Source organism: Hyunsoonleella pacifica (assembly GCF_004310335.1).
Classification (GTDB): Bacteria; Bacteroidota; Bacteroidia; order Flavobacteriales; family Flavobacteriaceae; genus Jejuia; species Jejuia pacifica.
On the sequence record NZ_SIRS01000001.1, the window covers coordinates 826029 to 849299 of the forward strand.

The following is a 23271-nucleotide window of genomic DNA, read 5'->3' on the forward strand; positions in this document are numbered from 1 at the left end:
GTAATATAAACTTTACATTTAGACAAATAAAAATTACATTAAGTCTTAAAAATTAGTCTTTTTTTACTGCTTAGTATTGTAAATTGATAAGCGAACGAACGTGATCTAAGGTGTTAATTAACTGCTTGCTAAACTCAAAAGTCATTATATCGCTTTCAGTTTTACCATCTCGAAGTAATTGGTTAAAATGGATAACCTCATAATTATAACCAATAGTGTTGTAACCAAAATCTAAAGTTTCATTAACACCTTCGTTAGGCATAAGCGTTACAGTTGCTGGTGCATGAAACATAGTGTTTATTTTAATAGTACCATGTTCACAATAAAAAATAGCTTCTGTAGGGGTGTCTTCAATAAGCGAACTTTTTAAATAGGCTTTTGTAGTATCCTCATACTCAAACTCCATATTGCAAGAAGCGTCTGCGCCATTATCAAAATAAGTTGCTTTGGCACCAATGGTTTTAGGAATACCTAATGTAGATAAGGCAATAAAAATAGGGTAGATGCCAATATCCAATAAACTTCCACCACCTAAAGATTTATTAAATAACCTATGTTTATCATCAAAAGTGCGATAAAATCCAAAATCTGCTTCTAGTTTTAAAAGCTTGCCAAACTTTTTTTCTTTTAGAGCATTTAAAACATATTGATAGTGCGGTAAAAAATACGTCCATAGAGCTTCCATAAGCAAAACGTTTTTTTCCTTGGCTAATGCAATCATTTCCGCAACCTCTTCTGTATTCATGGCAAAAGGCTTTTCACAAAGTACAGCAATACCGTTTTTTAAGCAGAGTAGGGTATTCTCTTTGTGAAGCGCATGTGGTGTAGCGATATAAACTGCATCTATATTTGTGTCTTTAGCTAACGCTTCATAGCTGTCAAAAGCTGTTATTGCGTCATATTTTTTCGCAAAAGCATCTGCTTTATCCTGATTTCTTGAAGCTACTGCATAGAGTTTAGCACCTTTAATCGTTAACAAATCTGTTGCAAATTTATGAGCAATATTACCAAGGCCTATAATACCCCAATTTATGGTTTTAGGTAGTTGTAGCATTATCAGTATAGTTTGTTTTTCCAATAATTAAGAAAAGTAAAATTAAGGATAGTAAATAGTAAATACTTGTATTACTGGATAAAATGATGTCATAAACTATTTTACTAATGTTAGCACTAATTAGGAATAAAATAATTTTGTTAGCCAAACTAAGCTTCTTCAAAATGAAAACTAAGCTCAAATAAATTATCATAATACAACCAATAAAATTAAGCCATAAATAACTTAATATTGGATTAAGGCCTTGTTGTTCTAATTTAAATATTCCAAAATAATAAAATATTAATATAAAAATTTGTGTAATTAGTGCAGAAAGGAATACATGATTTCCTCTAATTTTTTTAAAAAAGAATGCTATTAAAAATATTCCTAACACAGTTCCATAGAAAAGAGATCCAATGGTATTGACTAGCTGAATTAGATTGTCAAAAAGTTTGGCAACACAAGCTACAGCTATGGCAATAATACCCCATAACAGTGTAAACCATCTAGACGCCTTAACCATCTGTTCTTCAGTTTTTTCTGAAACGTTTCTCTTGTATAAATCTATTGTGGTAGTGGAGCCTAAAGCATTCAATTCACTAGCGGTACTAGACATAGCAGCACTTAAAATAACAGCCAATAGTAATCCAATTAAACCCCGTGGTAGGTTATTTAAAATAAAATGAATAAACACATAGTCTTTATCATTACTTTCTATTTTTAAGTCCTTGCTTTCTCCTGCTTTTTTAATTAGGTCTCTGGCTTCTTTGCGTAACTCTTCATTTGCAGTATTAGCTGCTGAAATATATTTAGCAGCTTCTGTATTTTCAGAGTTCACATAGGCTTTTATAATTTTTTGCTTATCTCTAAAAATCTGCTGTTGTTCGTTCTGAAGTTTTTTATAATCCTCAGCATATTCAGAATTTAAAACGACTTCGGTTGCAGTTGGATTAAAATTCACAGGTGCTTCATTAAACTGATAAAACACGAATACCATGACACCAACTAACAGAATAAAAAACTGCATTGGAATTTTTAAAAGGCCATTAAAGACTAATCCCAATTGCATTTCTTTTACCGATTTTCCGGATAGGTAACGTTGTACTTGGCTTTGATCTGTGCCAAAATAAGAGAGGGCTAAAAACGTACCACCAATTAGTCCAGACCATACCGTATAGCGGTTATCCAGATTAAAAGAGAAGTCTAAAACTTCCATTTTACCACTAGCTCCAGCAATTTCTAGAGCTTTTTGAAATGTGATATCCTCTGGTAATTTATCCACAATTAAAAAGAATGCCACTAACATTCCTGCAAAAATAATTACCATTTGGTGTTTCTGTGTTACGTTTACTGCTCGTGTACCTCCAGAAACGGTATAAATAATCACTAATATACCTATGACTATGTTCAATGTTAACAAATCCCAACCTAAGACTACAGATAAAATAATAGCAGGAGCAAAGATGGTAATACCAGCAGCTAAGCCACGTTGTATTAAAAACAAAATAGCAGCAAGTGTTCTGGTTTTTAAATCGAATCTATTTTCTAAAAACTCGTAAGCAGTATATACTTTTAAACGATGATATAAAGGAATAAACACTATACAAATTACAATCATGGCAATAGGTAAGCCAAAGTAAAATTGTACAAAGCCCATACCATCATTGTAAGCTTGTCCTGGTGTGGATAAAAACGTAATAGCACTGGCTTGTGTTGCCATGACTGATAAGCCAATGGTCCACCACTTAGAGGTATTACCACCACGTAGATAGTCTTTTACATTTTTACTTCCTCGTGTTTGCCATGTGCCGTAAGCTACAATAGCAATTAAAGTTATAGAAAGCACTATCCAATCTACCCAATTTAGCATGTGCATGACTTAGAAGGTTTTAGTGATGATATAAAATGCCAAAAAATACAACAGATTAACCACCAACACTATGGTGTACAGTTTTTGCCATTGTTGCTTTGGTGAGTCTTCTCTCATAATTAGTCTTCTAGTTTTAGAGCGTTTTTAATCTCGTCCTTTCCTAAAGATAACATATTTGCGAATAAGCGGTAAGCCCCGGAAACCCCAGCAGGAAACTCCCTAAAAAAGCTTAACCCAGTGTATATATAGTAGCCTTTACCATGTTTTGCTACAAGTAAACTTCCTTTTTTGGCTGTCTCTCCTTTGTCATTCATAGACAAAATAGGCGTAAACTCATTACCCCAACCGTTTGCAAAATATAAACCACGCTCTTGAGTCCATCCTTTAAAATCGTTTTGGGTAATTTTATTTGGGTAGTTAAGTACTTCATGATCTGGGTTTATAAAACGCACTTCGGCATTTTCATCCGTTACACGGTCTCTAGATAATTGTAAATCGTAAGGTGCTAAATCTTTTGTTTTTAAACGATAAGAAGTACTGTATTGTACAATTACGTTACCACCGTTAGATACAAAATCGAATAGTTGTTGTTGTTTAAACTGTAAGTCATCTAAGATATTATGCGCTCTAATACCAACAACTACAGCATCAAATTTACTTAAGGTTTCTGGAGTAATTTCATCTGTAGAAATCGTACGAACATTATATCCAATTTGGCGTAAACTTTCAGGAACTACATCCCCAGCTCCTTGGATATACCCAATGTTTTCGCCTCGTTTCTTAATGTCTAAACGTACTACCTTACTTTCACTTGGCAATAAAACTGTTTGAAAGGGGATGTGCTCATAATCAATTTCAATAAGTTCTTTTGTATAATCTTTATCGTCTATATGTACAATGGGACCAATAAATCCTTCACTTTGATTTTCTGGAGGAATTACAGTGAATACCAAGGTTTGTTCTTCGCCTTTATGTGAAATAGATACTTTTTGCTTTTTAGGATATACTTGCCAATCGTTTGGATGACATACTTCAACATCACCTTCTAAATTATCTCTACCTGCTTTTATTACAACTGTAATATCACGTTGTTTATCATTTTCAAAAATGAACACTTTTTCTTTGATTCTAGCAGATACTTCTGGGATAACTTCAAACGGACGGTATAATTCGCCTTTGTCTGGTTTTGAAAATCGTTGAATTACTGGTTTTGAAAATGTTATTGGTGTATTTTCAATAAGCAAATTAAAATCAACTGTATATTGTCGTGGTGTTTCTGGTTTTCCAATTAAGGTTTTGTCTTCTACTTGATACATACCTAAAGTGCCTTTTTTATTTAGCCAATATGGTGTAGTAGGTTTGGCATCATCTTCTATTTTTAATACTTCTTTAAATATGAATCGGGTGTTGTTATCTAATTTGATGTTTTTTGATACATCTATATTACTAATGTTACCTATGCTTACTAATGTAATAGGTAAATCGCTTCTATTTAAAACTTCTAAACCAACATTTACCATATTGCCAGCTGTAGCCCAATTACTATCAGCAGAGGCTTCTAGATATATACCAGCACACATTTGAATGATACGTTTTAATTCTTCAGATTTTAAAGCTTTCCAGTGTTCATCTTCAATATGTTGTAGCAGTTTATAAGCTTTAACTAAGTCTGGCACATGTACAGAAGGATTTGTGAAATTAAAATTAGATTCAATAGCATTTAAAATAGTTCCAATGGCTTTTCCTCCTTTTACACGATTCCAAGACGTATCAATTCCAGCGAATACATTGTTTGCACCATTAAGAGGATCGCCTTTTAAAAACTCAATATATTCATCTTGTGTGCCTCGAGTAGAAATACGCCCGAATCCTTGGCACAAATGCTGGCTACTTGCAATAGACGCCAATTCGTTGTTAGACATTCCTTTTAATGGATAGTATACACCAATATCTAGCTTTAGCATGTTGCTTTTATCTATTTTATCAAATGCTTCCTTATTACCGTAACGCCACCAACTGGTATTGTAAAACAAGCGTTTTGGTTGCCAAAGTGAAGTGTATTGCAAATGTTCTGGGTAAGCTGTTGCGCTATTTGCCATATCAAATGCTTCAATGCTTAGCATAGCAGATGTAGTGTGATGTCCATGAGTTTGTCCGGCTCTTCTGTGATCAAATCTATTAATAATCACATCTGGTTTAAATTGTCTTATGGCAAATACTACATCACTCAGTACTTCATTTTTATCCCAAATTTCTAAAGTTTCATCAGGATGTTTGGAGTAGCCAAAATCGTTAGCACGAGTAAAGCGTTGTTTACCACCATCTACACTTCTAGCAGCTAATAGCTCTTGCGTTCTAATTACTCCCAAAAGCTCTCTAATTTCTGGACCAATTAAGTTTTGTCCGCCATCTCCACGTGTTAAAGATAAATAAGCTGTACGTGCTTTTACGTGGTTTGCCATATAAGCAATAAGCCTAGTGTTTTCATCATCAGGATGTGCCGCTACATACAATACAGATCCTAAAACGTTAAGTTTTTGAATGGATTCATAAATTTCTGAAGATGATGGCACTTTTGGTTTTTGTGCTCTAATGGATGATAGCATAAAGATGGCTATCAGGGTTAAAAGTAATCGTTTTTGCATAACTTTCTTTTGCTGACTGCCAAATATAAATAAAGAAACTAGCGGATGTTCTGGTTTTAATTTTTATTTAACGATGTTTAAAATGCATTTCATGGATGATTTTCTAGATTGTTACCTAAAGTTTAATTAACTGTTAAACTTTACATGTTTTTAACTATTATATTTTTCCAATACGCTGTTTTTTAGTTTATAAGAATATACGTGTATTTTACCGATGAAAAAAATACATTTTTTGATATATTTTCGTATAAGTTTTTAAAAATTTTATTTAACCTAAATTAGAAAAAAATGAAAAATTTACTTAACCTAATGAATTTAAAAATGCTAATGATAATAGCTTTATTAGCAGTTGTTATGTCTTGTTCTAATGAAGAACAAGAAGTGTTTCAAGAGGATTTGAATGAGATTCAAGATCCTGAAAATAGTGATTTATCTGCCGTATGTAGTTTTGGAAATACAAAGTATACGTACAGTGGTCCTGGAAATGATGTTAATGAAGCTGTTGATGATGAAATAGATGATAGGTCTTGTCCTTACAACTATGCGCAAACAACTAATGGTACTCCGCATACTTGGGGTAGTTATAGACTTAGAGCAGGAACAAGTACAGACAACCTACAACCAAGAATAGAAAGAGCAAGTAAGGTAGTCAAAAATGTGAAGGTTGGGAATTTTATCGAAATTAAAGGAACAGTTCGCATTAAGCGCGTAGGTGATGGTGATTCTACCTCTACTAATGGAGAGCTTGGTAATAGTAACGGAACTTACCTTATACAAGCTAAGGGAAAACATTCTACTCCTGATGGTGAGCCTGTAGTAGGAAGTGCAGACCCAGCAATTTGTTTGTTTGTTGCTAAGCCTATAGAAGAAAATGGGATACAATATTATGATATTTATCGAGAACAAATTACTGAACGTGGAGGATCAGGCTCAGGAGGAAGAACATTATTTGGACCAATAACTAGAGTAAGACAAAACAGAGATTTTGACATTACTGTTAAAACTGGTTTTGATGTGTCTGGTGGAGAATTTAGACATTATGTAAATTCGACTATTAACGGTGTCTTTAGAAGTTTTAGAGTGCCAAATCCAGACAGAGCATTACAAGCTAAATTGCGTATGGGGGCTTACCGTTGTAAAGGTGGAGAAGCGGAAATTTTATGGCGTGATGTTACTACAAGATTTGTTAACAATCCATAAATACATATCCAAAATTAGTTAGATGTAATAGACTTTAGAAACTGCCTGAAAAAATATTTTTTTAGGCAGTTTTTTATATAATAAACAATAAGTGATGTTGAATGTTGAGGCTAGTTCACAAAGAAGAAGACTAGTATGAATTATTTTCATAGTATCTTATGTAGTCAATGGCTTTTAAAAGTATATGTAATTATATAAATAGTTAACTAATTTTTAGTACTAGTTTAATTGATTATTATTTTCTCTGAAAACGATGCGTTTTTATCAGTAATTCTCAAAAAATACATTCCTGATTGCAACCCCAAGGTTGTAACATTTTTGTTTAAGAAGGTTGTTTCTGGTATAAATTCAGTGTACACTAATTGCCCGCTGAGATTAAATATTTCTATGTTTAAATTTTTATAAGAATGAAGAGCCTTTGCTTTTATGCTAAAACTTCCAGAATTAGGATTTGGAAATATGGTAAATTCATTAAATATCTCGTCATTTAAAGCAATATCTTTTTGTTCTTTTTTGCACAACTCAATAAACCAAGAATTGAAAATTCCTATATTTTCGGTACCATTATCCATTATTTCAATAGTCCAGTCTCCTATAGCATCTTCATTACTAAATGTAGTTAATGTACCACTTAGTGATTTTTGATTAATATTTAAATCACTCTTTGCGCAGTTAAAATTTAAAGTTTGATCATCAAATACTGTAAATAAGTTTTCTTCTGTTGAACAGCTTTTATATGTTTTAAGTATGACTTCGGTACCTTTAGGGCTTGTTATAGTAATTCCTAAGTCCCCAATGATGGGATGAGATATAGCAACACCTATATTAATATCAGATATAATAGATGATTCCGGGATGGTTATACTATGTATTAAAGTAGATATGGTATTCGTTTCATCACTAATAATTTGTAGATTTAAGCTTTCATGAGATTCGAATTTTTTGCAAGTGTTAACTACTTCTACACCAATAGCAATATCACTTTTATTCACAGCAAAAAAATGATGGTTTGAAGCTTCTAACATAAATCTGCATTCTGAAGCAATAATATCTGGGATATCAAAGGTATAAGATCCATTATTAGGAATATTTTTAGCAATAACAGTGTCATACGAAATACCACCATTTGTTGATAATAATATATTTACATTTTCTCCTCCATCAATATTATCAGTATTGTTTACTAACCACCTAATTGTTTGAGTACTTCCTGCTGTAAGAATTAAATCTTCCTCAGCAAAATTTATAATTTCAAAAGGCCCGTAAGCATTATCAAATGTTAGGGTAATATCATCAAAGCTAGTTTTACCGCCTTCTGGATTATTGTCTCTAACGGTTAATCTAAAATCTGCTGTTCTATTAACATTTGGTACTTTTTCCCATAAAGTCTCATTTAATCCAAATCTTAAATCAAGCAAATTGGGAAAATATCTAATTGGATTATTAGTTGGTGGAAAACTTCTAAATAAAACAGCATCACTATCACTTAAATCAGGATTAGGGTATACAGTTTTTGATCCGTTATCATTAATTTGCTCCCAACAGTAGGTTAATGTACCGTTATCATCTTTATCTGTTACGCCTATCAATTTAAAAGGAGTACCTATGGGGTGGGTTAAATTTGTACCTGCGTTAGCAATAGGGCTTAAATTATTCAATAAAGTACCACTAGCACATTGAGTTTTGCTTACTACATTGTTTATTTGTTCTATTGAAATACCATGAAAATACGAATCGTTTGCCAGTTGTATGTTAGCAGATCTTCCAATACCAGAATACCCCATTATTGTAGAGCCACTACCAGGTTCTACTTGTACTTTAGTGCCTTCATTTCCAAGATAAGTCCATGTATGATTAGCTCCCAATTGATGTCCTATTTCATGTGCTAACAAACTGAAATCAAAATGAAAACCTGATGGAAAGTCACTAGAGGAGTATGCACTCCCTTTTTTTCCATCTTCACAAATGCAACCTATACAATTAGCATTGCCACCTATTCCTACAGCTGATAATAGATGACCAATATTATAATTTGTATTACCAATAGTTGTATCAAGATTTTGTTGTAACTCTTCTCCATAGTTGGATGGAAAATTAGAATACGGATCGCTTTCTGCATTTAAATAAACTATAGCATCATTATTTTCTACCAAAACAAAGCTAATGTTTAAATCTCTTTCAAAAACAGCATTGATGTTTGTTAAACTAGATACTATCGCTGCATTTACATTAGCTAATGTTCCTCCATGAAAAATAGAATACTCACCAGTGGCTGATAATGCTATGTTAAAAACTCTCTTTTCAGAGGTTTTGATTTTATTTGTATGAGATGTATGGCTATATGCAAAGTTTTTGTTTTGAGTAAGTGTTTTACATGTAGAAGTAATTATTATTTCTTCTGGGGAATGCTCTAAAATATAAAAACCGTTTTTTAAATCTGTGTGTGGTTGATAATACAGAGGTTTGTCATTACCTAATAATATGCCTGAAAACCCCTTGTAGGGAGAAATACTAAACCTTAAATAATTTGATGGATTATCGATACCATAGCCTACATAAGATCTAATGGAAGGGTATTTTTCCTGTAATCTTTTTTGCATTACTGACAACTCTATAATTTTAAACTTTTCAAATTTGCCTTTTGCATTGGGAAAAGAGATAATATTATCTCCTTTTGTAGAAAAGTTATTTAAATTATCAATGTTATCCAGTTTACTTTTAAGAGCTTTATAATCATAATTATAAAGTTTACTTTTACTGCTTTGTGTAGAATTTATACTCCTGTTCGATTTAAAAAACAAATCGTTTTGGGCTCTACATAAACATATAGAACAGCAGAAGAGAATGTATAAATAATAGTTAAGACTTGGGGGCATTATTGTTACTATAATTTATATAAAACTAACTAAAAAAGTAACTGTAAACAATCAATTGTAAAGTTATTTTGTAGCTAAATACAACTTTTTAATAATACGTGATTTTTAGGGATTCACAACCACTTTTTTCGTTTAAAGTAGTAGAGTAGGGTAATGAAAATGATAATCATAATAGCCCAAACGATATAATAGCCGTATTTGTAGTGTAGCTCTGGCATATTCTGGAAATTCATACCATAAACGCCAGCGATAAATGTTAGAGGGATGAATATAGAGGCCATAATGGTAAGCACTTTCATGACTTCGTTCATTTTATTGCTTATGGAGGTCATATACATATCCATTAAACTCCATATCATTTCTCGGTAAATATCGATATTTTCAGAAACTTGTATAAGATGGTCGTAGATATCGCGGTAGTACGTGAGTGTTCTTTGTTGTATAAGATTATTATCGTTTTTTTCTATACGATTAAGCACTTCGCGCAATGGGAATATAGCACGGCGTACTCTTAAGATTTCACGTTTTAAATCTTGGATATTTTTGCTAGTATCATCATCCACTTTGTTAGAGAAAATGTCGGTTTCGAAATCCTCAACCTTATCTCCTAAAATTTCAATGACGCTAAAGTAGTGATCCACTATGGCATCAATAAGAGTGTAGAGTAAATAATCGGCAGACATGCTACGTATACGTCCTTTCGCTTGTCTAATCCTGTCTCTTACGGTATCAAATACGTCGCCTTCGGCTTCTTGGAAAGATAGTACATAATTTTTACCCAAAACGAAACTTACTTGCTCTGAGACGATGTTTTTTTCTTTATCGTAATACAACATTTTAAGGACTAAGAAGATATAATCGTCGTACTCATCTATTTTTGGGCGTTGGGCAATGTTTACGATATCTTCTAGAACCAATGGGTGTATATTGTAATGCAACCCTAATTTTTCTATTTGCTTTACGTGGTTTAGTCCGTTTATGTTTATCCAAGATACGGTAGGTGTATCTTTGAAATCAAATACATTTTCAACGGTTTTTAGTTGGGTTTCTGTACAATTTTCTTTTGTAAAATCGAAAGCTTCAAGGAAAAGTTGATCTTTTACTTTTTCTCCAGTATAGACAACACTACCAGGAACTTGTCCTAGTTTTTTTTTGGAACGGTATAGTCTTTTTCTTGTCATAAACAGTAAGACATAAATATAAGATTATTTAAACGATATCTGCACCGTCATCATTACTATCGCTATCAATAGCATCTTTTTCTACTAGTGTTACTGCTTTTTGTAGCATAAGGTTATTAGGGTAGGTTACCAAGTCTCCATTGTCTAATCTTAAATGCAATTGAAAGGCGCGTATATCTTCAATAATGGCTTTTATGGGAAAATCTTTATCATGTATTTCTATTTTATCACCTACTTTATAAGGAAAGTTGAAGAACATGATGATACCAGAAGTTACATTACTTAATATGGACCATATCGCAAAAAGAGCAATACCAATAATAGCAAATATTGAGGAGAATATTACAGCAATATCTTCAAACTTAGCACCTAACACAAAGCATTCTATCAGGATACCAATTAACAAGAGACTAACAGTAACATACCTGCGCATTAGTCGTATTCTTGCATCATTAATACCGCTTTTGCTTCCTATTTTTTTAATTAAAATATTAGTAACACTACCAATAATTAAAAGTATACCTATTAAAAATCCTGTTCGGATAAGTTCTGTTTGGTGGGTTTCAAAAAAGTTAGCTATCATAATATTGGTGGATTATGATGTAAAGATACACGCAAATTAATTGAGTTGTAGTGTATCTCTTAAAATTGCACTTGCGTTATCGTTTTTTTGCCAGTAAGGCGACGTTATGGTTTTTAGTTTTGTAGCCTTGGTAGTTAATAGTTTACCGCCACTTTTAAAGGTTTCTTCCCAAGAAATTATATCATACGGAAATTTGGGATTAAAGTTAATGGCTAATGTTCTGTCGAGATTTTTATAATTAAGTGTATACTTATTTTCAGCTAAAGTTGCCTCTGCTTGATACGCTTTAATTTTTACGTGTTTCATTCTGGTATATTCAAAGGAAGGGATTACCGAAATATTACCAGTTGGTAATGATTTTGGATTGATACGTAACTGTGCCCACAATTCATTTTCTAATGTGGTTTTGTTTAATTTGAATTGCTCATCTGCCTCTGCTTGAAAATAAGAATGCGACATAATATTAAACTGTTCTTTGTTGTTTAATTGCGCATACACATGGCCACACCATTCTTGCATAGAGCTTGATACTTTTAGGGCGTGTTGGTTATTAGCCACAGGATAAAATGTACTCTGCATTATGGAGTAAGGGTAAATACCTGTATTAAAGTTTTTAGTAGCATTTAATTTTAAAACTGGAATATTACTTTTGTTTTGATAATCTGCTTTTACCTGTATTTCGGGTAGAAAATCTTCGGTTACGTAAATTAAGACTGCTGTACCTTCACGTATTTCTCCATAACGTGCCTGCTCTAGTTTGTAGGATGAAATTTCTGCTTTTCCAGCATACCAGTAGTCTTTAAACTCTTGAGATAGCGGTTGTACTGGTTTTTGTTGCACCATGGAAGTATTAACGGCTAATAAGTCTTTTTTTGTTTCCTTTTTGCAGGAAGTTATTAGAAATGCAAAAACTCCTAGCACTATATAGTATTGTATTATTTTCATTTCAATTTAATTTTTAATTGTTTTTAAGCGCATATTCCACAAATAAATAATTACAAAAGACATAGAAGAAAAACCAAAGCTTAGCATAATTCTAAGTAAAATTCTATAAGGTCTTAGGTTATATGGTTCATAAATTAAAGAAACATAACCTAACCAAAGCCCTAAGGTTATGAATAGCGTTATTTTTTTTATATTTAGTAAGGTTAGTGATAGATTTATCAAGAATATAAAAAATACAAATAAAATAAATGATATGGCTTGGTATAAACCCCACTGTACTCCGATTGAATTCAATGGAAATAAATAACAAGTTAGATTAATTATTGCTTTGTATAATAGTATTTGTAATAGAGTTAAAATACCAGCTATAAATATTAATCTTCTTACCTTGTCCAAAATAATAGTATCGAAATTACAAACTTAATTAATATCAACAATAGCATTTAACGTTTTGTAAACAAGGTGTACGGGTAATCCCATAACGTTAAAATATGAGCCTTCAATATTTGTAACACCTATCTGCCCAATCCAATCTTGTATCCCATAAGCGCCAGCTTTATCAAAGGGTTTGTAATGTGTAATGTAATATTCTATTTCTCGGTTGGTAAGTGCTTTAAAAGTCACTTTAGTACTATTATACAGTGTTTTCTCAAAATTTGAAGCGGTAAAGCAAACTGAGGTAATTACCTCATGAGTTGCATCACTTAAAGATTTTAGTATAGCAAAGGCTTCATCAGCATTTTTTGGTTTTCCTAATGCTGTATTATTGTGCCAAACTATAGTGTCACTGGTAATTAAAATATCATTGGGTTGCAATTCTTCTTTAAAAGGGAGTGCTTTTAGTTGTGCTAAGTAATTAGTGATTTCAAAGTGAGTAAGCCTTGGCGGGTATTCTTCCTTTACAGGCTTTAATCGTATTTCAAAATCTATATCTAACGCTTTAAAAAAAGCTTGTCGTCTTGGGGATTGAGACGCTAGAATAACGTTATGATGTTTTAGCTTTTCGTTTAGCATATTTTTGTATAGTGTAATTCAGTTAGGCTTGTGAAATTACAAAATAAACGTATAGCTTAACATGGATAACATTCCAAATAGCATAATCCACTTGTACAACGTGGATATGTGATGAAAGTGCTGTTTAGTTTTTGCACTAAACAATTTAATACTCACATATAGCAATGGGCCGATAACAAAACCCAAAAAATACATAAGTAGTAATGGTTGTTTGTAAAATTCTGAAACTACATAAAATATTAGTATTACCGTAGGTATGCTATTTGATACGGCTACAATATTTCTAGTACGTTCCCTACCAATAGCAATGGGCAGTGTGTAAATTTTAGATTGGTAATCGCCATCAATATCTTCAATATCTTTTACCATTTCCCTTAATAGGCTTATCATGAAAGCAAATATGGCATAGTCTAAAATAATATTGAAAAACGTAAGCTGAATGTTTCTATTTAATGCAGTTAATGTTGGAGTAAGCTCAAATAATCCAACTATTAGTATGCTTGCCGCTACTAATAGTGAAATTAAAATATTACCAATAAGTATAATACCTTTTAAATAAAATGAATAGATGTAGAGTAATGCTGAGATTAGTACGAAAATGGTAAAAAACGAACTTTTTCCTATGCGATGCGAAAGGTAAAACCCAATGCCAACACCAATTATATTGCAAATTATAAAGCTATTATAGGCTGTTTTTTCTGAAATAGATTTACCAATTATAATCTTATTAGGTTTATTGATCACATCGGTATTTTTATCGTAAATATCGTTTATTATATTACCCGCCGCCGCTATGCTTACTGTGGCTAAAATTAATAGTATTATCCCTAATCCATCTAACGCTAATGCTATACCAAAGGGCTCTAATAATGCATATTTTATTAATAATTGTACTAGTACAATCATTGCTAAATTTTTCCAGCGTATTAGGTTTAAAAAACTCAATATTCAATTGGTGTATTTCTGTTATCTATGGCTGTAAACACATAGATTTTTACTAGAAAATATAGAATAATCATCACAATAAGGGTTATGATGGTTGCGATAATAATTTTACGTTTTTCAGCTTTTCTAATTTTATTTTTAATGAGGGCTTTATCTGCTTTTGATAGGTTTTTGTGTTTAAAATCGAGCTTAAAGTGATAATGTGATGCTTCATGCAATCGCTCTTTTGCAGTAGTAAACGGATTGTCATTTTTCTGATTGAAATTACTTTGCTTGTTCCCAAAGCCTATGTAACCAAAACCAATACTAATACGTCTACTTTTGCGTCTCATTGCTTCATAAATTCAAAACCTCTCATCTGTTATTTCACTGAACACAGCTTATTCAAACTAATCATACTTCGCATCAAAATTACCACTCCATTTACCTTGTACTTTTAATACTTGTTCTATAACATCTCGCACAGCACCTTTACCACCATGTTTATGTGATACGTATTTAGAAATGGCCTTGATTTCTGGTACTGCATCTTGCGGACAACTGGGTAAGGCAATGTCTTTCATAACAGGGTAATCAGGGATGTCATCTCCCATATATAGTACGTTTTCAGAGCTTATATTCTTACGTTTGTAGTAATCGTTTAATTGCTCAATTTTATTATGAGCTCCCATGTAAATATCTGTTATGCCTAAACCTGCTAAACGTTTTTTTACCCCTTCGTTACTTCCTCCTGTAATGATACACACATTATAACCTTTGTCTACAGCAACTTTAAGGGCGTAACCGTCTTTTATATTCATGGTGCGTAGCATTTCTCCAGAAGATGTTATGTGTACTGTGCCGTCTGTAAGTACGCCATCCACATCAAAAATAAATGTGGTAATTTGATTTAGGTATTCTTTATAACTTTTTTCAGCCATGGGTGTCTTGGATTGATTTGGTAATTAATTTATATATGTTTTTATGTGTCTCTTTTTCTAAAAGCTTTAGATGATTTTTAATAGTTTTTTTATCATTACGTTTTGCAGGACCTGTTTGCGCGATATAGGGCGATACATCTTGTACTTTTTTTGCTGTTTCTAATATAAGAGGTTTTAATAAATCAAACTCTGTTGCTTCAGATTCTGTGATTTCATGAGCGATACGATACATTTGGTTTGTAAAATTATTAACAAAAACGGCAGCCAGATGCAGTACTTTACGCTGATCTGTATTTACCTTTTTTACAGGGCTTCCTAGGTATAGTGCTAAGGATTTTAAAATGTGATAATCTTTTTTATCTAGAGTTTCAATACAGATAGGAATATTAGAAAAATCTAAATCTGCAGTTTTTGTAAACGATTGTAAAGGGTAAAATACGCCACGCCTATTTTTCTTATCTAAATCATGAACGTTAATACTTCCTGCGGTATGCACCACTAATCTATTTTCAAAAGGTAATGCAGATGAAATCTCAGCTACAGCAGTATCGCTAACCGAAATAATATATACATCAGCTGTTTCTAAAGCATTTAAATCGTCAGTAATATTAGTTTCATTTTTATATTTAGATATAGAATTCAAACTCCTGTTAAACCATTGTTTTACAGTAATTTGTTTACTCTTATTAAAAGTTTTAAATAAATGCGTGCCAACATTGCCTGCACCAAGGATTATAACTGAAATCATATTGCTAAAATACAGAAGTAATATTAGTTTTAAAAGGAGATTAAAGTATCTTTGAGATATGGTAAAATCTGATATTAAAAGTAGAGAGGATGTGTTTTTATTAGTAGATATGTTTTACAAAAAAGTGAGAGCTAACAAAGTTTTAGGACCTTTTTTTAACAACACCATACAAGATTGGGATGCGCATTTAGAGCATCTTACTACATTTTGGGAATCCAGTCTGTTTTTGAAAACACGTTATTCAGGAGATCCTTTGGCGGCTCACGTTAAAGTAGATAAAAATTTTAACCATTCCATTTCAGAACTACATTTTGGGATTTGGCTCAATCTGTGGTTTGAAACTATAAACGAACTATTTGAAGGTGATTATGCAGAAAATGCTAAGCGACGCGCAAGAAAAATGGCAACATTTATCCATTTAAAGATTTTTGAAGCTAGGGGTTAATTGTCGTTCTAAATATAGTATTTTATCAACTCATATAACGCCTATTCACAGAATTAGTCTTACCTCCCTTTAAGAAGAATAAAAAGTTATAGGATCTGTTTCTCCATCTTAAAATCATCCATCACAAACCCATTTCCAATATCTATAACTATAGCTTCAAGTTTTTTAAATCCCATACGATTATATGCTTTAATGGAATCTGTATTATTTTTATTTACCGTTAAAGTGATTGATTTATAACCAAACACAATAGCTTTTTCTTCAATAAATTGCATTGCTTTCTTCCCAAAACCTTTACCTCTATACGGTTTCAATATATAGATCTTACTTAAAAATAAGGTATTATCATCTTTTTTAATTGAAATATAACCCGCATTAATCTCATTATACCTTAAAATAAAATATTGAAACCCATCATTTGTCTGCTCTGCAATTACCTTTGCAGACTGAAATTTATTTAGCATATATTCTACCTGAGGTTTTCCTGTAATGGGGATGTAATGCTCATGCCAAATGGTATAGGCAAGTGTTTCTATAGCTTTAAAATGTGTATGTGTTATAGCCTTGGTAAGCGTAATCATATTACATATAAAAATATCATAAAGAAATGACATATAGCACCAGCTAACACAAATAGGTGCCAAATTACATGATTAAACGGTATTTTTTCAATTACATAAAAAATGATGCCAGCGGTGTAAGCTACACCTCCAGCTGATAAAAGTAAAATACCGTTGTTATGCATTAAGTTGGTTAATGTAGAAAAATCAAAAACAATTAGCCAGCCCATAGCCAAATAGAGTAGGGTAGAAAAAATTTCAAACCTACCGGTAAAAAATAGTTTTAATATAACACCAAAAGCAGCAATACCCCAAACAATGTAAAACAACGTCCACCCTAAACTTTGTTCTAAAGTAATAAGTAGCACAGGGGTGTAGGTACCAGCAATTAAGAGATATATACTAATATGGTCAACAACCCTAAGGAAGTGTTTTTTACGTTCGTTTTTCGCAGCATGATAAAATGTAGAAGCACTAAATAGTATAATTATAGAAAAACCATAAATAACAACGCTAGTTAAACTGTAATCCGTTTTTTTAGTGTCAAAAATTATAAGAAGTATTAATGCTACAACCCCAAAAATAGCTCCTAAACCGTGACTCCAAGCATTTAGCTTTTCTTCTAATACAGATTGAATGCGCATTACTGCTCAGTTTTGGGTTTATTATATACCCATTTATCAGTCAGTTCGTAAAAGTCAATGTCCAGTTTAGATTTTTGGCGTTCTAAACGGCCACTCTGGAAATTGCGCTGCAAAATATCCTCAATCAAATAATCTTCTTTATCATTCCAAGGGTCGTACCCCTTCTTAAGTTTTATATCAAAAACATTGGCGGTAGTGTTATACCAAAACGCTCGCCAACCATTACGTAACTCTTTAACCAAATCAAAAGCTGTACGCCCTGTTTGACGGTGTATTAATTTTACTAAAATTTGTCCTTCGGTACGCGTTAATTTCTTTAACTCATCAGAAAACTCTCCTTCAATATATTTCTGTACTTTTTTGGTATAGCGCTTTTTTTCACGCTTTTTAGTGAGTTTAGCAAGATGTGTCGTTAGAGAGTCCAAACGTTCGGCAGCCATTTTAGCATAAGGATATACTTTAATCGTTTTACGTCTTAAAATCAAATAGCGGATTCTATCTTTTTTACTGTCAAATTTCAGTTTGTGAAGCAGCATCACTTCATCTAAATCAATTGCCGTTTTAGGTATAGAATCGCCCTCAACAACAATATACGTTAACTCAGTAGAATCCTGTTCTACCTCATTCACTTGAGAAAACGCCAAAACAGGCAACAATAGCAGTATGTATTTTAAATAATTCATGATAAAACCTTAGGAGCAAAATCAGTACCAAAATTAAGAATTTACAAGCTGTTTCGCTTTAAAATCAATATTATTTTTTGGGCATTACCCTCGATGAATATACTGTAAGTTTCATAACATATTGTTGCTCGGGTCTGGCTTTCCGTTAATAGTTTTGGCTCGATGCTCGCCTCGCCAAAAGCTACCACTGCAATCCCTAATGCGAATTACGTCCATAAATTATAATATAGATAACATAAAAACGTACTTTAAGAACTTTAAAATCATATTAATATTTTATTTTAGTGCAAAATCTTGAACACATGGCGAAAAAATCGATTTTAAATAAAAAATCATTAGAATTCTTAGAGCAATATTTAAACAACGCAGCACCTACAGGTTACGAATGGGACGGGCAAAAACTATGGATGGATTACCTGAAACCTTACGTAGATGAATTTATTACAGACACCTACGGTACGGCAGTTGGGGTTATTAATCCAAAATCAAAATATAAAGTAGTTATAGAGGGACATGCTGATGAAATTTCTTGGTATGTAAATTATATTTCGGATAACGGACTTATTTACGTTATTAGAAATGGTGGAAGCGACCATCAAATAGCACCGAGTAAAGTAGTGAATATACATACCAAAAAAGGTATTGTAAAAGGTGTTTTTGGGTGGCCAGCAATACATACTAGAAATAGAGCAAAAGAGGAGCCACCAAAACCTGATAATATTTTTATTGATTGTGGTTGTGCAAACAAAGAAGAAGTTGAAAAATTAGGCGTACATGTAGGCTGTGTTATAACTTACCCAGACGAATTTCATATATTAAATGACGACAAGTTTGTATGTCGCGCTATAGATAATCGTATGGGTGGTTTTATGATAGCAGAAGTAGCACGTTTATTAAAAGAAAGTAAAAAGAAATTACCTTTTGGTTTATACATTACCAATGCAGTACAGGAGGAAATAGGTTTACGTGGTGCGCAGATGATTACTGAAACGATTAAACCTAATGTGGCTATTGTTACTGATGTAACGCATGATACTACAACCCCTATGATAGAAAAGAAAAAAGAAGGACATCTAGAAATAGGGAAGGGGCCAGTTGTAGCTTATGCGCCAGCAGTGCAGCAAAAACTAAGAGACTTAATTATTGATACAGCTGAAGAAAAGAAAATACCATTTCAGCGTTCGGCATTATCCAGAGCCACAGGAACAGATACGGATGCTTTTGCGTATAGCAATGGAGGGGTAGCTTCTGCATTAATTTCATTACCATTACGTTACATGCATACCACAGTAGAAATGGTGCATAAAGACGATGTGGAAAACGTGATTAAATTAATTTACGAATCACTTTTAAATATAAAAGAAGGCGAAAGTTTTAGCTATTTTGATTAGCTGAAAAATTAAGTCAAATTAAAAAACATTTATCTTGTTTAATAGTTACAGCTATTTTATATTTGCACCGCTTTTAAATAAATTTTTATTTAAAATGTCAATGGTCGCGTAGCTCAGCTGGATAGAGCATCTGCCTTCTAAGCAGACGGTCACAGGTTCGAATCCTGTCGCGATCACGAATAAATAGTCCAAATAAAAAAACGCCAAGTGTACTTGAGCGTTTTTTTATTTGGACTATTTTCAAAGCGGAGCTTTTCAGGATGCACGAAGTGAATCCTGTTCGTTATTTTTATTAGTTAAAAGCGAACTAATAGCCTGATTATTTTGTTGCTATTTGTGTTTTTCTTTATAGATATCTTTCCAGTATGCACGAAGTGAATCCTGTTCGTTATTTTTATTAGTTAAAAGCGAACTAATAGCCTGATTATTTTGTTGCTATTTGTGTTTTTCTTTATAGATATCTTTCCAGTATGCACGAGGTGAATCCTGTTCGTGATCTTCATTAATCAAAAACGACTGAACACATAATCGCGTTATTGCAATTCATGCTCATATTTTTCATAATGAAATTCTAAACTAAGCTCAATGTTCATCCTACTTACATACCGTGACTTTTATTGCTGTGATAAACATACAGTAATTATCACTTTAGGTAGCTTTTAGTATGCCTCCAATTTACTATGTACTTTATCAATTTCCTTATCAATATACGCTTGTGCATAATGTACATATCTGTTAAAGGAATTGCTTGCATAACTGTGCCCACTAATTTTTCTAACCAAATGCTCTGGCATACCTAATATTAGTAGTGTGGTTATTGCAGTACGTCGCATCATGTGTGAGCTCATTTTATCACAAAAGCGTATTTGCTTTACATTTTTATGTAGCATTTTAGTTTTACCTTGGCGCTCCCGTGTCATTGCAATGGGGTTCGTAAAACCTGCTTTTTCTCCAATTAACTTTAGATTTCTATTAAAAATGAATAAGCTAATGGGTTTAAAAACAGGGATTTTAGAAGATTTAGATTTATATGTTTTATAAATGTCAATGGCGTATTCTGGAAGTTTAATAAAACTATAGGTTTTTGTTTTTTGAGATTTTATTTTTAAGTACCAATCGTTATTTTGCTGTTCAAAGTTTTTATTGGTTAAATTAAAAATATCAGAAAAGCGTAAGCCAGTTGTACAGCCAAATACAAAAATAGATTTAGTACGTTTTATAGCTGGTGTTAAGCTATTTTCAAATTCGGTATCGTGTATTAAAAACTTTAGTTGCTCTGGAGATAATACTAGAATATCTATATCTTCTTTTCTTACATAAAATAAATGTTGAAAATCGCCAGTAGGGAAGTCCCTATCGTATTTTAGATAATTAAAAAAGGTGCGTATTAACTTTATATTGGCACCTACATAATTATCAAAACATCCATTTTTATACATGTAATCGGTAAAGTTTTTGTAAAACTTTTTCCAGTAATTCTTTTCTGATCGTAATTCGCGTTTGTTTAATTTAGACGCATCACAAATGCGTAATTCAAAACCTGTATCAATACTGAATTTCTGTAGGTTATTAAATGTGTATTTATAATTATTTATAGAACCCTTAGTTATTCTTTCTCCGTTTTTCTTCAGACGTTTTCCTGTTTCGCTATCGCGAATAAACTGTTTAAATAATGGGAGTAGGAGTGTGGTTTTTTTCATGTGCTATACCCTTGTAATTATTTATAGCGTATAAATCTACATGAAAAAAATTAATGGGGTTGAGATTGCAGGTAATGTTGTTTATAAGGTGGTTCTTTTTTCTTTTCTAACTCTTTTTTCTCTATTCATGGAGTAGCACGCTACAACTAGCTTGTAGCTAGTGTTCCCAAAACAACAAAAAAGCCTTTATATTTCTATAAAAACTTTTCTTTATTCTTACTCTTGTTCCAATCTTTACCGCCACTAGCAAATGCTAGCGGTAGCCACAACTACAAACTAACGGCATCAGGGGAGGGTTCTTTATCCAATTATGATAAAGAAGTCTTAAAACGTATTGAAGATATCGAACAGCTTGACGAGGACACCAGAAGCAAACTGTTTTTTCTTATTGATAATATAATACAGAACTTCAAGACTAAACAGGCGTTTTCTTAAAACAAAAAAGCTACCGTTTCCGATAGCTTTTTTTTAAGGTTTATAAAGACCTATATATTTAATTTTTCTGTTAGTAGAGTCAACCATTAATTCGTAGCCGTAAAAATCAGGTGAACTAAAATTTTTAGGAAAAAATTTTAGATGATACTGATTGACAACTTCAATTTCATAATCGTTTTGCATTTTTTGTATTATCGTATCAAAGTATATTTCATTTCCTTGTAATGCTTTATTAAAAAACAAGTTAGTTTTATTCAAAATTTCTTTTTGACTATATAAGTCTTCGGAACTATTTTTCCTTATTGCATAATATCCATAAACCAATAAGAACAGGATAAATATTACTCCAAATAAGGTTAAAATTAGCTTTCTCACGTTTTCTTGTTTTAATATTTTGGACCTCTTAATATTTCTGACCAATCAATTTTCGACTTTTCCTTTTTCTCTTCTTTTTGTTGCCCAGGAATCTTTAACACTTGCCCCTTTCTAATCACATCAGGATTCTTTAAATTATTATCCTTGACTATCTGCTCTACAGTAGTATTGTATTGTTTTGCAATTTTACCAACCGTTTCTCCACTTTTAACTGTATGACTTACAATTGGCAATTCAAAATTATAATCAACAACAACTTCAAGTTCTTCCAATCCTTGTTCAAAATAGTCTACTAATTGGTCTCTTACTTTTAAAATGTCGTTGCCTTTTGTACAGGCGATACATCCACCACTACCTAGACCTCCTTCAGTAAATTGATTGCCATCTTCGTGGATATAAAATCCGCTTCTATTTTTATACTTTAATTTTAGCTTTATTGCTTGACCAAAACCATAATCTAATCGTATTCCATATTTACCCCAAGCACCACCACTTTTATCTCCATTTTCTAGCCTTTCTTTACTGTCTAGTTTAATGAAGTAATTGCCTGATGGAATAGGTCCACCACCTTCTCCAGTATCGTGGTCATATTTTATATCTTGAGAATTTGGGTCATTAAGCCATTCTAATCTACCACTATTGGCAACTACTGACCAAGTAATTTTTTTATTAGCATCTTCGTGGTACAAAGCTTTATCTGTGTAAATAAGTCTTTCTAAACCATCTAAATCAACTGCCCAAATAGGTGTATTACTAGAAAATTGATAAGGTGATAACATTGGGTAAGATTTCGTTAATGGGTCAACAGATGGAAAACGTCCTATTCTTGGATTATACATTCTCATACCATAATCTTGAAAATTTCCTTCTCCCATTACTTCATTGTCGTTCTCTTCTCCATTAAATCCGTATCTATAGCTGTCAGTACTTCCGTGTCTATTTGGAAGCAGACTACCAAAGGGATAGTAATCATTATATGAAAGAACGTCTGCTGTAAAGTTAGTAAAATTAAGTGGATCGTCTACTAACTTTCTGTCACTTATTACGGTAAGAACATTACCTAAATGGTTACTTA

The 23271-nt window shown here is 32.3% G+C and carries 22 protein-coding genes and 1 tRNA gene; 5 read left to right on the forward strand and 18 right to left on the reverse strand.

Annotated elements, in window-relative coordinates; genetic code table 11:
* Window positions 1-70: 70 nt before the first annotated feature.
* The 3 genes from EYD46_RS03310 to EYD46_RS03320 all read right to left on the reverse strand — a co-directional run bounded on the left by EYD46_RS03310 (window position 71) and on the right by EYD46_RS03320 (window position 5551).
* Entirely contained in the window at window positions 71-1054 is a 984-nt protein-coding gene (locus EYD46_RS03310) for a Gfo/Idh/MocA family protein (RefSeq protein WP_130935620.1), read from the reverse strand.
* Window positions 1038-2912, reverse strand: coding sequence for a sodium:solute symporter (locus EYD46_RS03315; RefSeq protein WP_130935621.1), 1875 nt, complete (start codon window positions 2910-2912; stop codon window positions 1038-1040). The genes EYD46_RS03310 and EYD46_RS03315 overlap by 17 nt, the downstream gene beginning before the upstream one ends.
* A 113-nt stretch (window positions 2913-3025) precedes the next feature.
* Window positions 3026-5551 carry a PIG-L family deacetylase gene (locus EYD46_RS03320; protein WP_130935622.1) on the reverse strand — a complete coding sequence of 842 codons (2526 nt, stop codon included), beginning with the start codon at window positions 5549-5551 and terminating at the stop codon, window positions 3026-3028.
* Window positions 5552-5839: 288 nt separating this feature from the next.
* Between EYD46_RS03320 and EYD46_RS03325 the strand changes: the two genes are divergently transcribed.
* On the forward strand, window positions 5840-6751 hold the full coding sequence (locus EYD46_RS03325; protein WP_130935623.1) for a hypothetical protein: 912 nt from the start codon (window positions 5840-5842) through the stop codon (window positions 6749-6751).
* Between the two features lie 224 nt (window positions 6752-6975).
* Here the strand turns inward: EYD46_RS03325 and EYD46_RS03330 are convergent, their stop codons facing one another.
* The 9 genes from EYD46_RS03330 to EYD46_RS03370 form a co-directional block, all read right to left on the reverse strand.
* Window positions 6976-9552, reverse strand: a complete 2577-nt coding sequence (locus EYD46_RS03330) for a zinc-dependent metalloprotease (RefSeq protein ID WP_165454327.1) — start codon at window positions 9550-9552, stop codon at window positions 6976-6978.
* Window positions 9553-9740: 188 nt separating this feature from the next.
* Window positions 9741-10808 carry a magnesium/cobalt transporter CorA gene (gene corA / locus EYD46_RS03335; protein WP_130935625.1) on the reverse strand — a complete coding sequence of 356 codons (1068 nt, stop codon included), beginning with the start codon at window positions 10806-10808 and terminating at the stop codon, window positions 9741-9743.
* A 28-nt stretch (window positions 10809-10836) separates the two neighbouring features.
* Window positions 10837-11391: a mechanosensitive ion channel family protein gene (locus tag EYD46_RS03340; RefSeq protein WP_130935626.1), complete on the reverse strand. Its 555-nt coding sequence runs from the start codon at window positions 11389-11391 to the stop codon at window positions 10837-10839.
* A gap of 36 nt (window positions 11392-11427) precedes the next feature.
* On the reverse strand, window positions 11428-12336 hold the full coding sequence (locus EYD46_RS03345; protein WP_130935627.1) for a septum formation inhibitor Maf: 909 nt from the start codon (window positions 12334-12336) through the stop codon (window positions 11428-11430).
* A gap of 420 nt (window positions 12337-12756) precedes the next feature.
* Window positions 12757-13350, reverse strand: a complete 594-nt coding sequence (locus EYD46_RS03350; RefSeq protein ID WP_130935628.1) for a Maf-like protein — start codon at window positions 13348-13350, stop codon at window positions 12757-12759.
* 36 nt (window positions 13351-13386) lie between these two features.
* Window positions 13387-14295 (reverse strand): geranylgeranylglycerol-phosphate geranylgeranyltransferase, encoded by a 909-nt coding sequence (locus EYD46_RS03355; protein ID WP_130935629.1) that lies wholly within the window; start codon window positions 14293-14295, stop codon window positions 13387-13389.
* Window positions 14292-14627: a hypothetical protein gene (locus EYD46_RS03360; protein ID WP_130935630.1), complete on the reverse strand. Its 336-nt coding sequence runs from the start codon at window positions 14625-14627 to the stop codon at window positions 14292-14294. Before EYD46_RS03360 ends, EYD46_RS03355 begins: the two co-directional genes overlap by 4 nt.
* Window positions 14628-14684: 57 nt before the next feature.
* A complete protein-coding gene (locus EYD46_RS03365) occupies window positions 14685-15215 on the reverse strand; it encodes a KdsC family phosphatase (protein ID WP_130935631.1) in 531 nt (176 codons plus the stop codon).
* Complete coding sequence (locus EYD46_RS03370) at window positions 15208-15963, reverse strand: Rossmann-like and DUF2520 domain-containing protein (protein ID WP_130935632.1); 756 nt, start codon at window positions 15961-15963, stop codon at window positions 15208-15210. Before EYD46_RS03370 ends, EYD46_RS03365 begins: the two co-directional genes overlap by 8 nt.
* Before the next feature lie 58 nt (window positions 15964-16021).
* Here EYD46_RS03370 and EYD46_RS03375 point away from each other — a divergent pair, with 58 nt between their 5' ends.
* Window positions 16022-16408 carry a group III truncated hemoglobin gene (locus tag EYD46_RS03375; RefSeq protein ID WP_130935633.1) on the forward strand — a complete coding sequence of 129 codons (387 nt, stop codon included), beginning with the start codon at window positions 16022-16024 and terminating at the stop codon, window positions 16406-16408.
* Between the two features lie 86 nt (window positions 16409-16494).
* On the opposite strand, the gene EYD46_RS03380 is transcribed toward EYD46_RS03375, so the two are convergent.
* Genes EYD46_RS03380 through EYD46_RS03390 form a run of 3 tightly spaced genes read right to left on the reverse strand, consistent with a single transcriptional unit; the run spans window position 16495 to window position 18295 of the window.
* A complete protein-coding gene (locus EYD46_RS03380; protein WP_130935672.1) occupies window positions 16495-16989 on the reverse strand; it encodes a GNAT family N-acetyltransferase in 495 nt (164 codons plus the stop codon).
* On the reverse strand, window positions 16986-17612 hold the full coding sequence (gene trhA / locus EYD46_RS03385) for a PAQR family membrane homeostasis protein TrhA (protein ID WP_130935634.1): 627 nt from the start codon (window positions 17610-17612) through the stop codon (window positions 16986-16988). The genes EYD46_RS03380 and trhA overlap by 4 nt, the downstream gene beginning before the upstream one ends.
* A complete protein-coding gene (locus EYD46_RS03390) occupies window positions 17612-18295 on the reverse strand; it encodes a DUF4294 domain-containing protein (RefSeq protein WP_130935635.1) in 684 nt (227 codons plus the stop codon). Before EYD46_RS03390 ends, trhA begins: the two co-directional genes overlap by 1 nt.
* A 302-nt stretch (window positions 18296-18597) precedes the next feature.
* Between EYD46_RS03390 and EYD46_RS03395 the strand changes: the two genes are divergently transcribed.
* Window positions 18598-19686 carry a M42 family metallopeptidase gene (locus tag EYD46_RS03395; protein WP_130935636.1) on the forward strand — a complete coding sequence of 363 codons (1089 nt, stop codon included), beginning with the start codon at window positions 18598-18600 and terminating at the stop codon, window positions 19684-19686.
* Between the two features lie 102 nt (window positions 19687-19788).
* Window positions 19789-19862 (forward strand) — tRNA-Arg (locus tag EYD46_RS03400).
* A gap of 483 nt (window positions 19863-20345) precedes the next feature.
* Here EYD46_RS03400 and EYD46_RS03405 read toward each other — a convergent pair.
* Window positions 20346-21386, reverse strand: a complete 1041-nt coding sequence (locus EYD46_RS03405) for a tyrosine-type recombinase/integrase (protein ID WP_130935637.1) — start codon at window positions 21384-21386, stop codon at window positions 20346-20348.
* A gap of 222 nt (window positions 21387-21608) precedes the next feature.
* Here EYD46_RS03405 and EYD46_RS03410 point away from each other — a divergent pair, with 222 nt between their 5' ends.
* Window positions 21609-21821 (forward strand): hypothetical protein, encoded by a 213-nt coding sequence (locus EYD46_RS03410; RefSeq protein WP_174719883.1) that lies wholly within the window; start codon window positions 21609-21611, stop codon window positions 21819-21821.
* Window positions 21822-21854: 33 nt separating this feature from the next.
* Here the strand turns inward: EYD46_RS03410 and EYD46_RS03415 are convergent, their stop codons facing one another.
* Window positions 21855-22196, reverse strand: a complete 342-nt coding sequence (locus EYD46_RS03415; RefSeq protein WP_130935638.1) for a hypothetical protein — start codon at window positions 22194-22196, stop codon at window positions 21855-21857.
* A gap of 11 nt (window positions 22197-22207) precedes the next feature.
* Window positions 22208-23271: LysM peptidoglycan-binding domain-containing protein (locus EYD46_RS03420; RefSeq protein ID WP_130935639.1), on the reverse strand; the 1064-nt coding region annotated here is incomplete at its 5' end.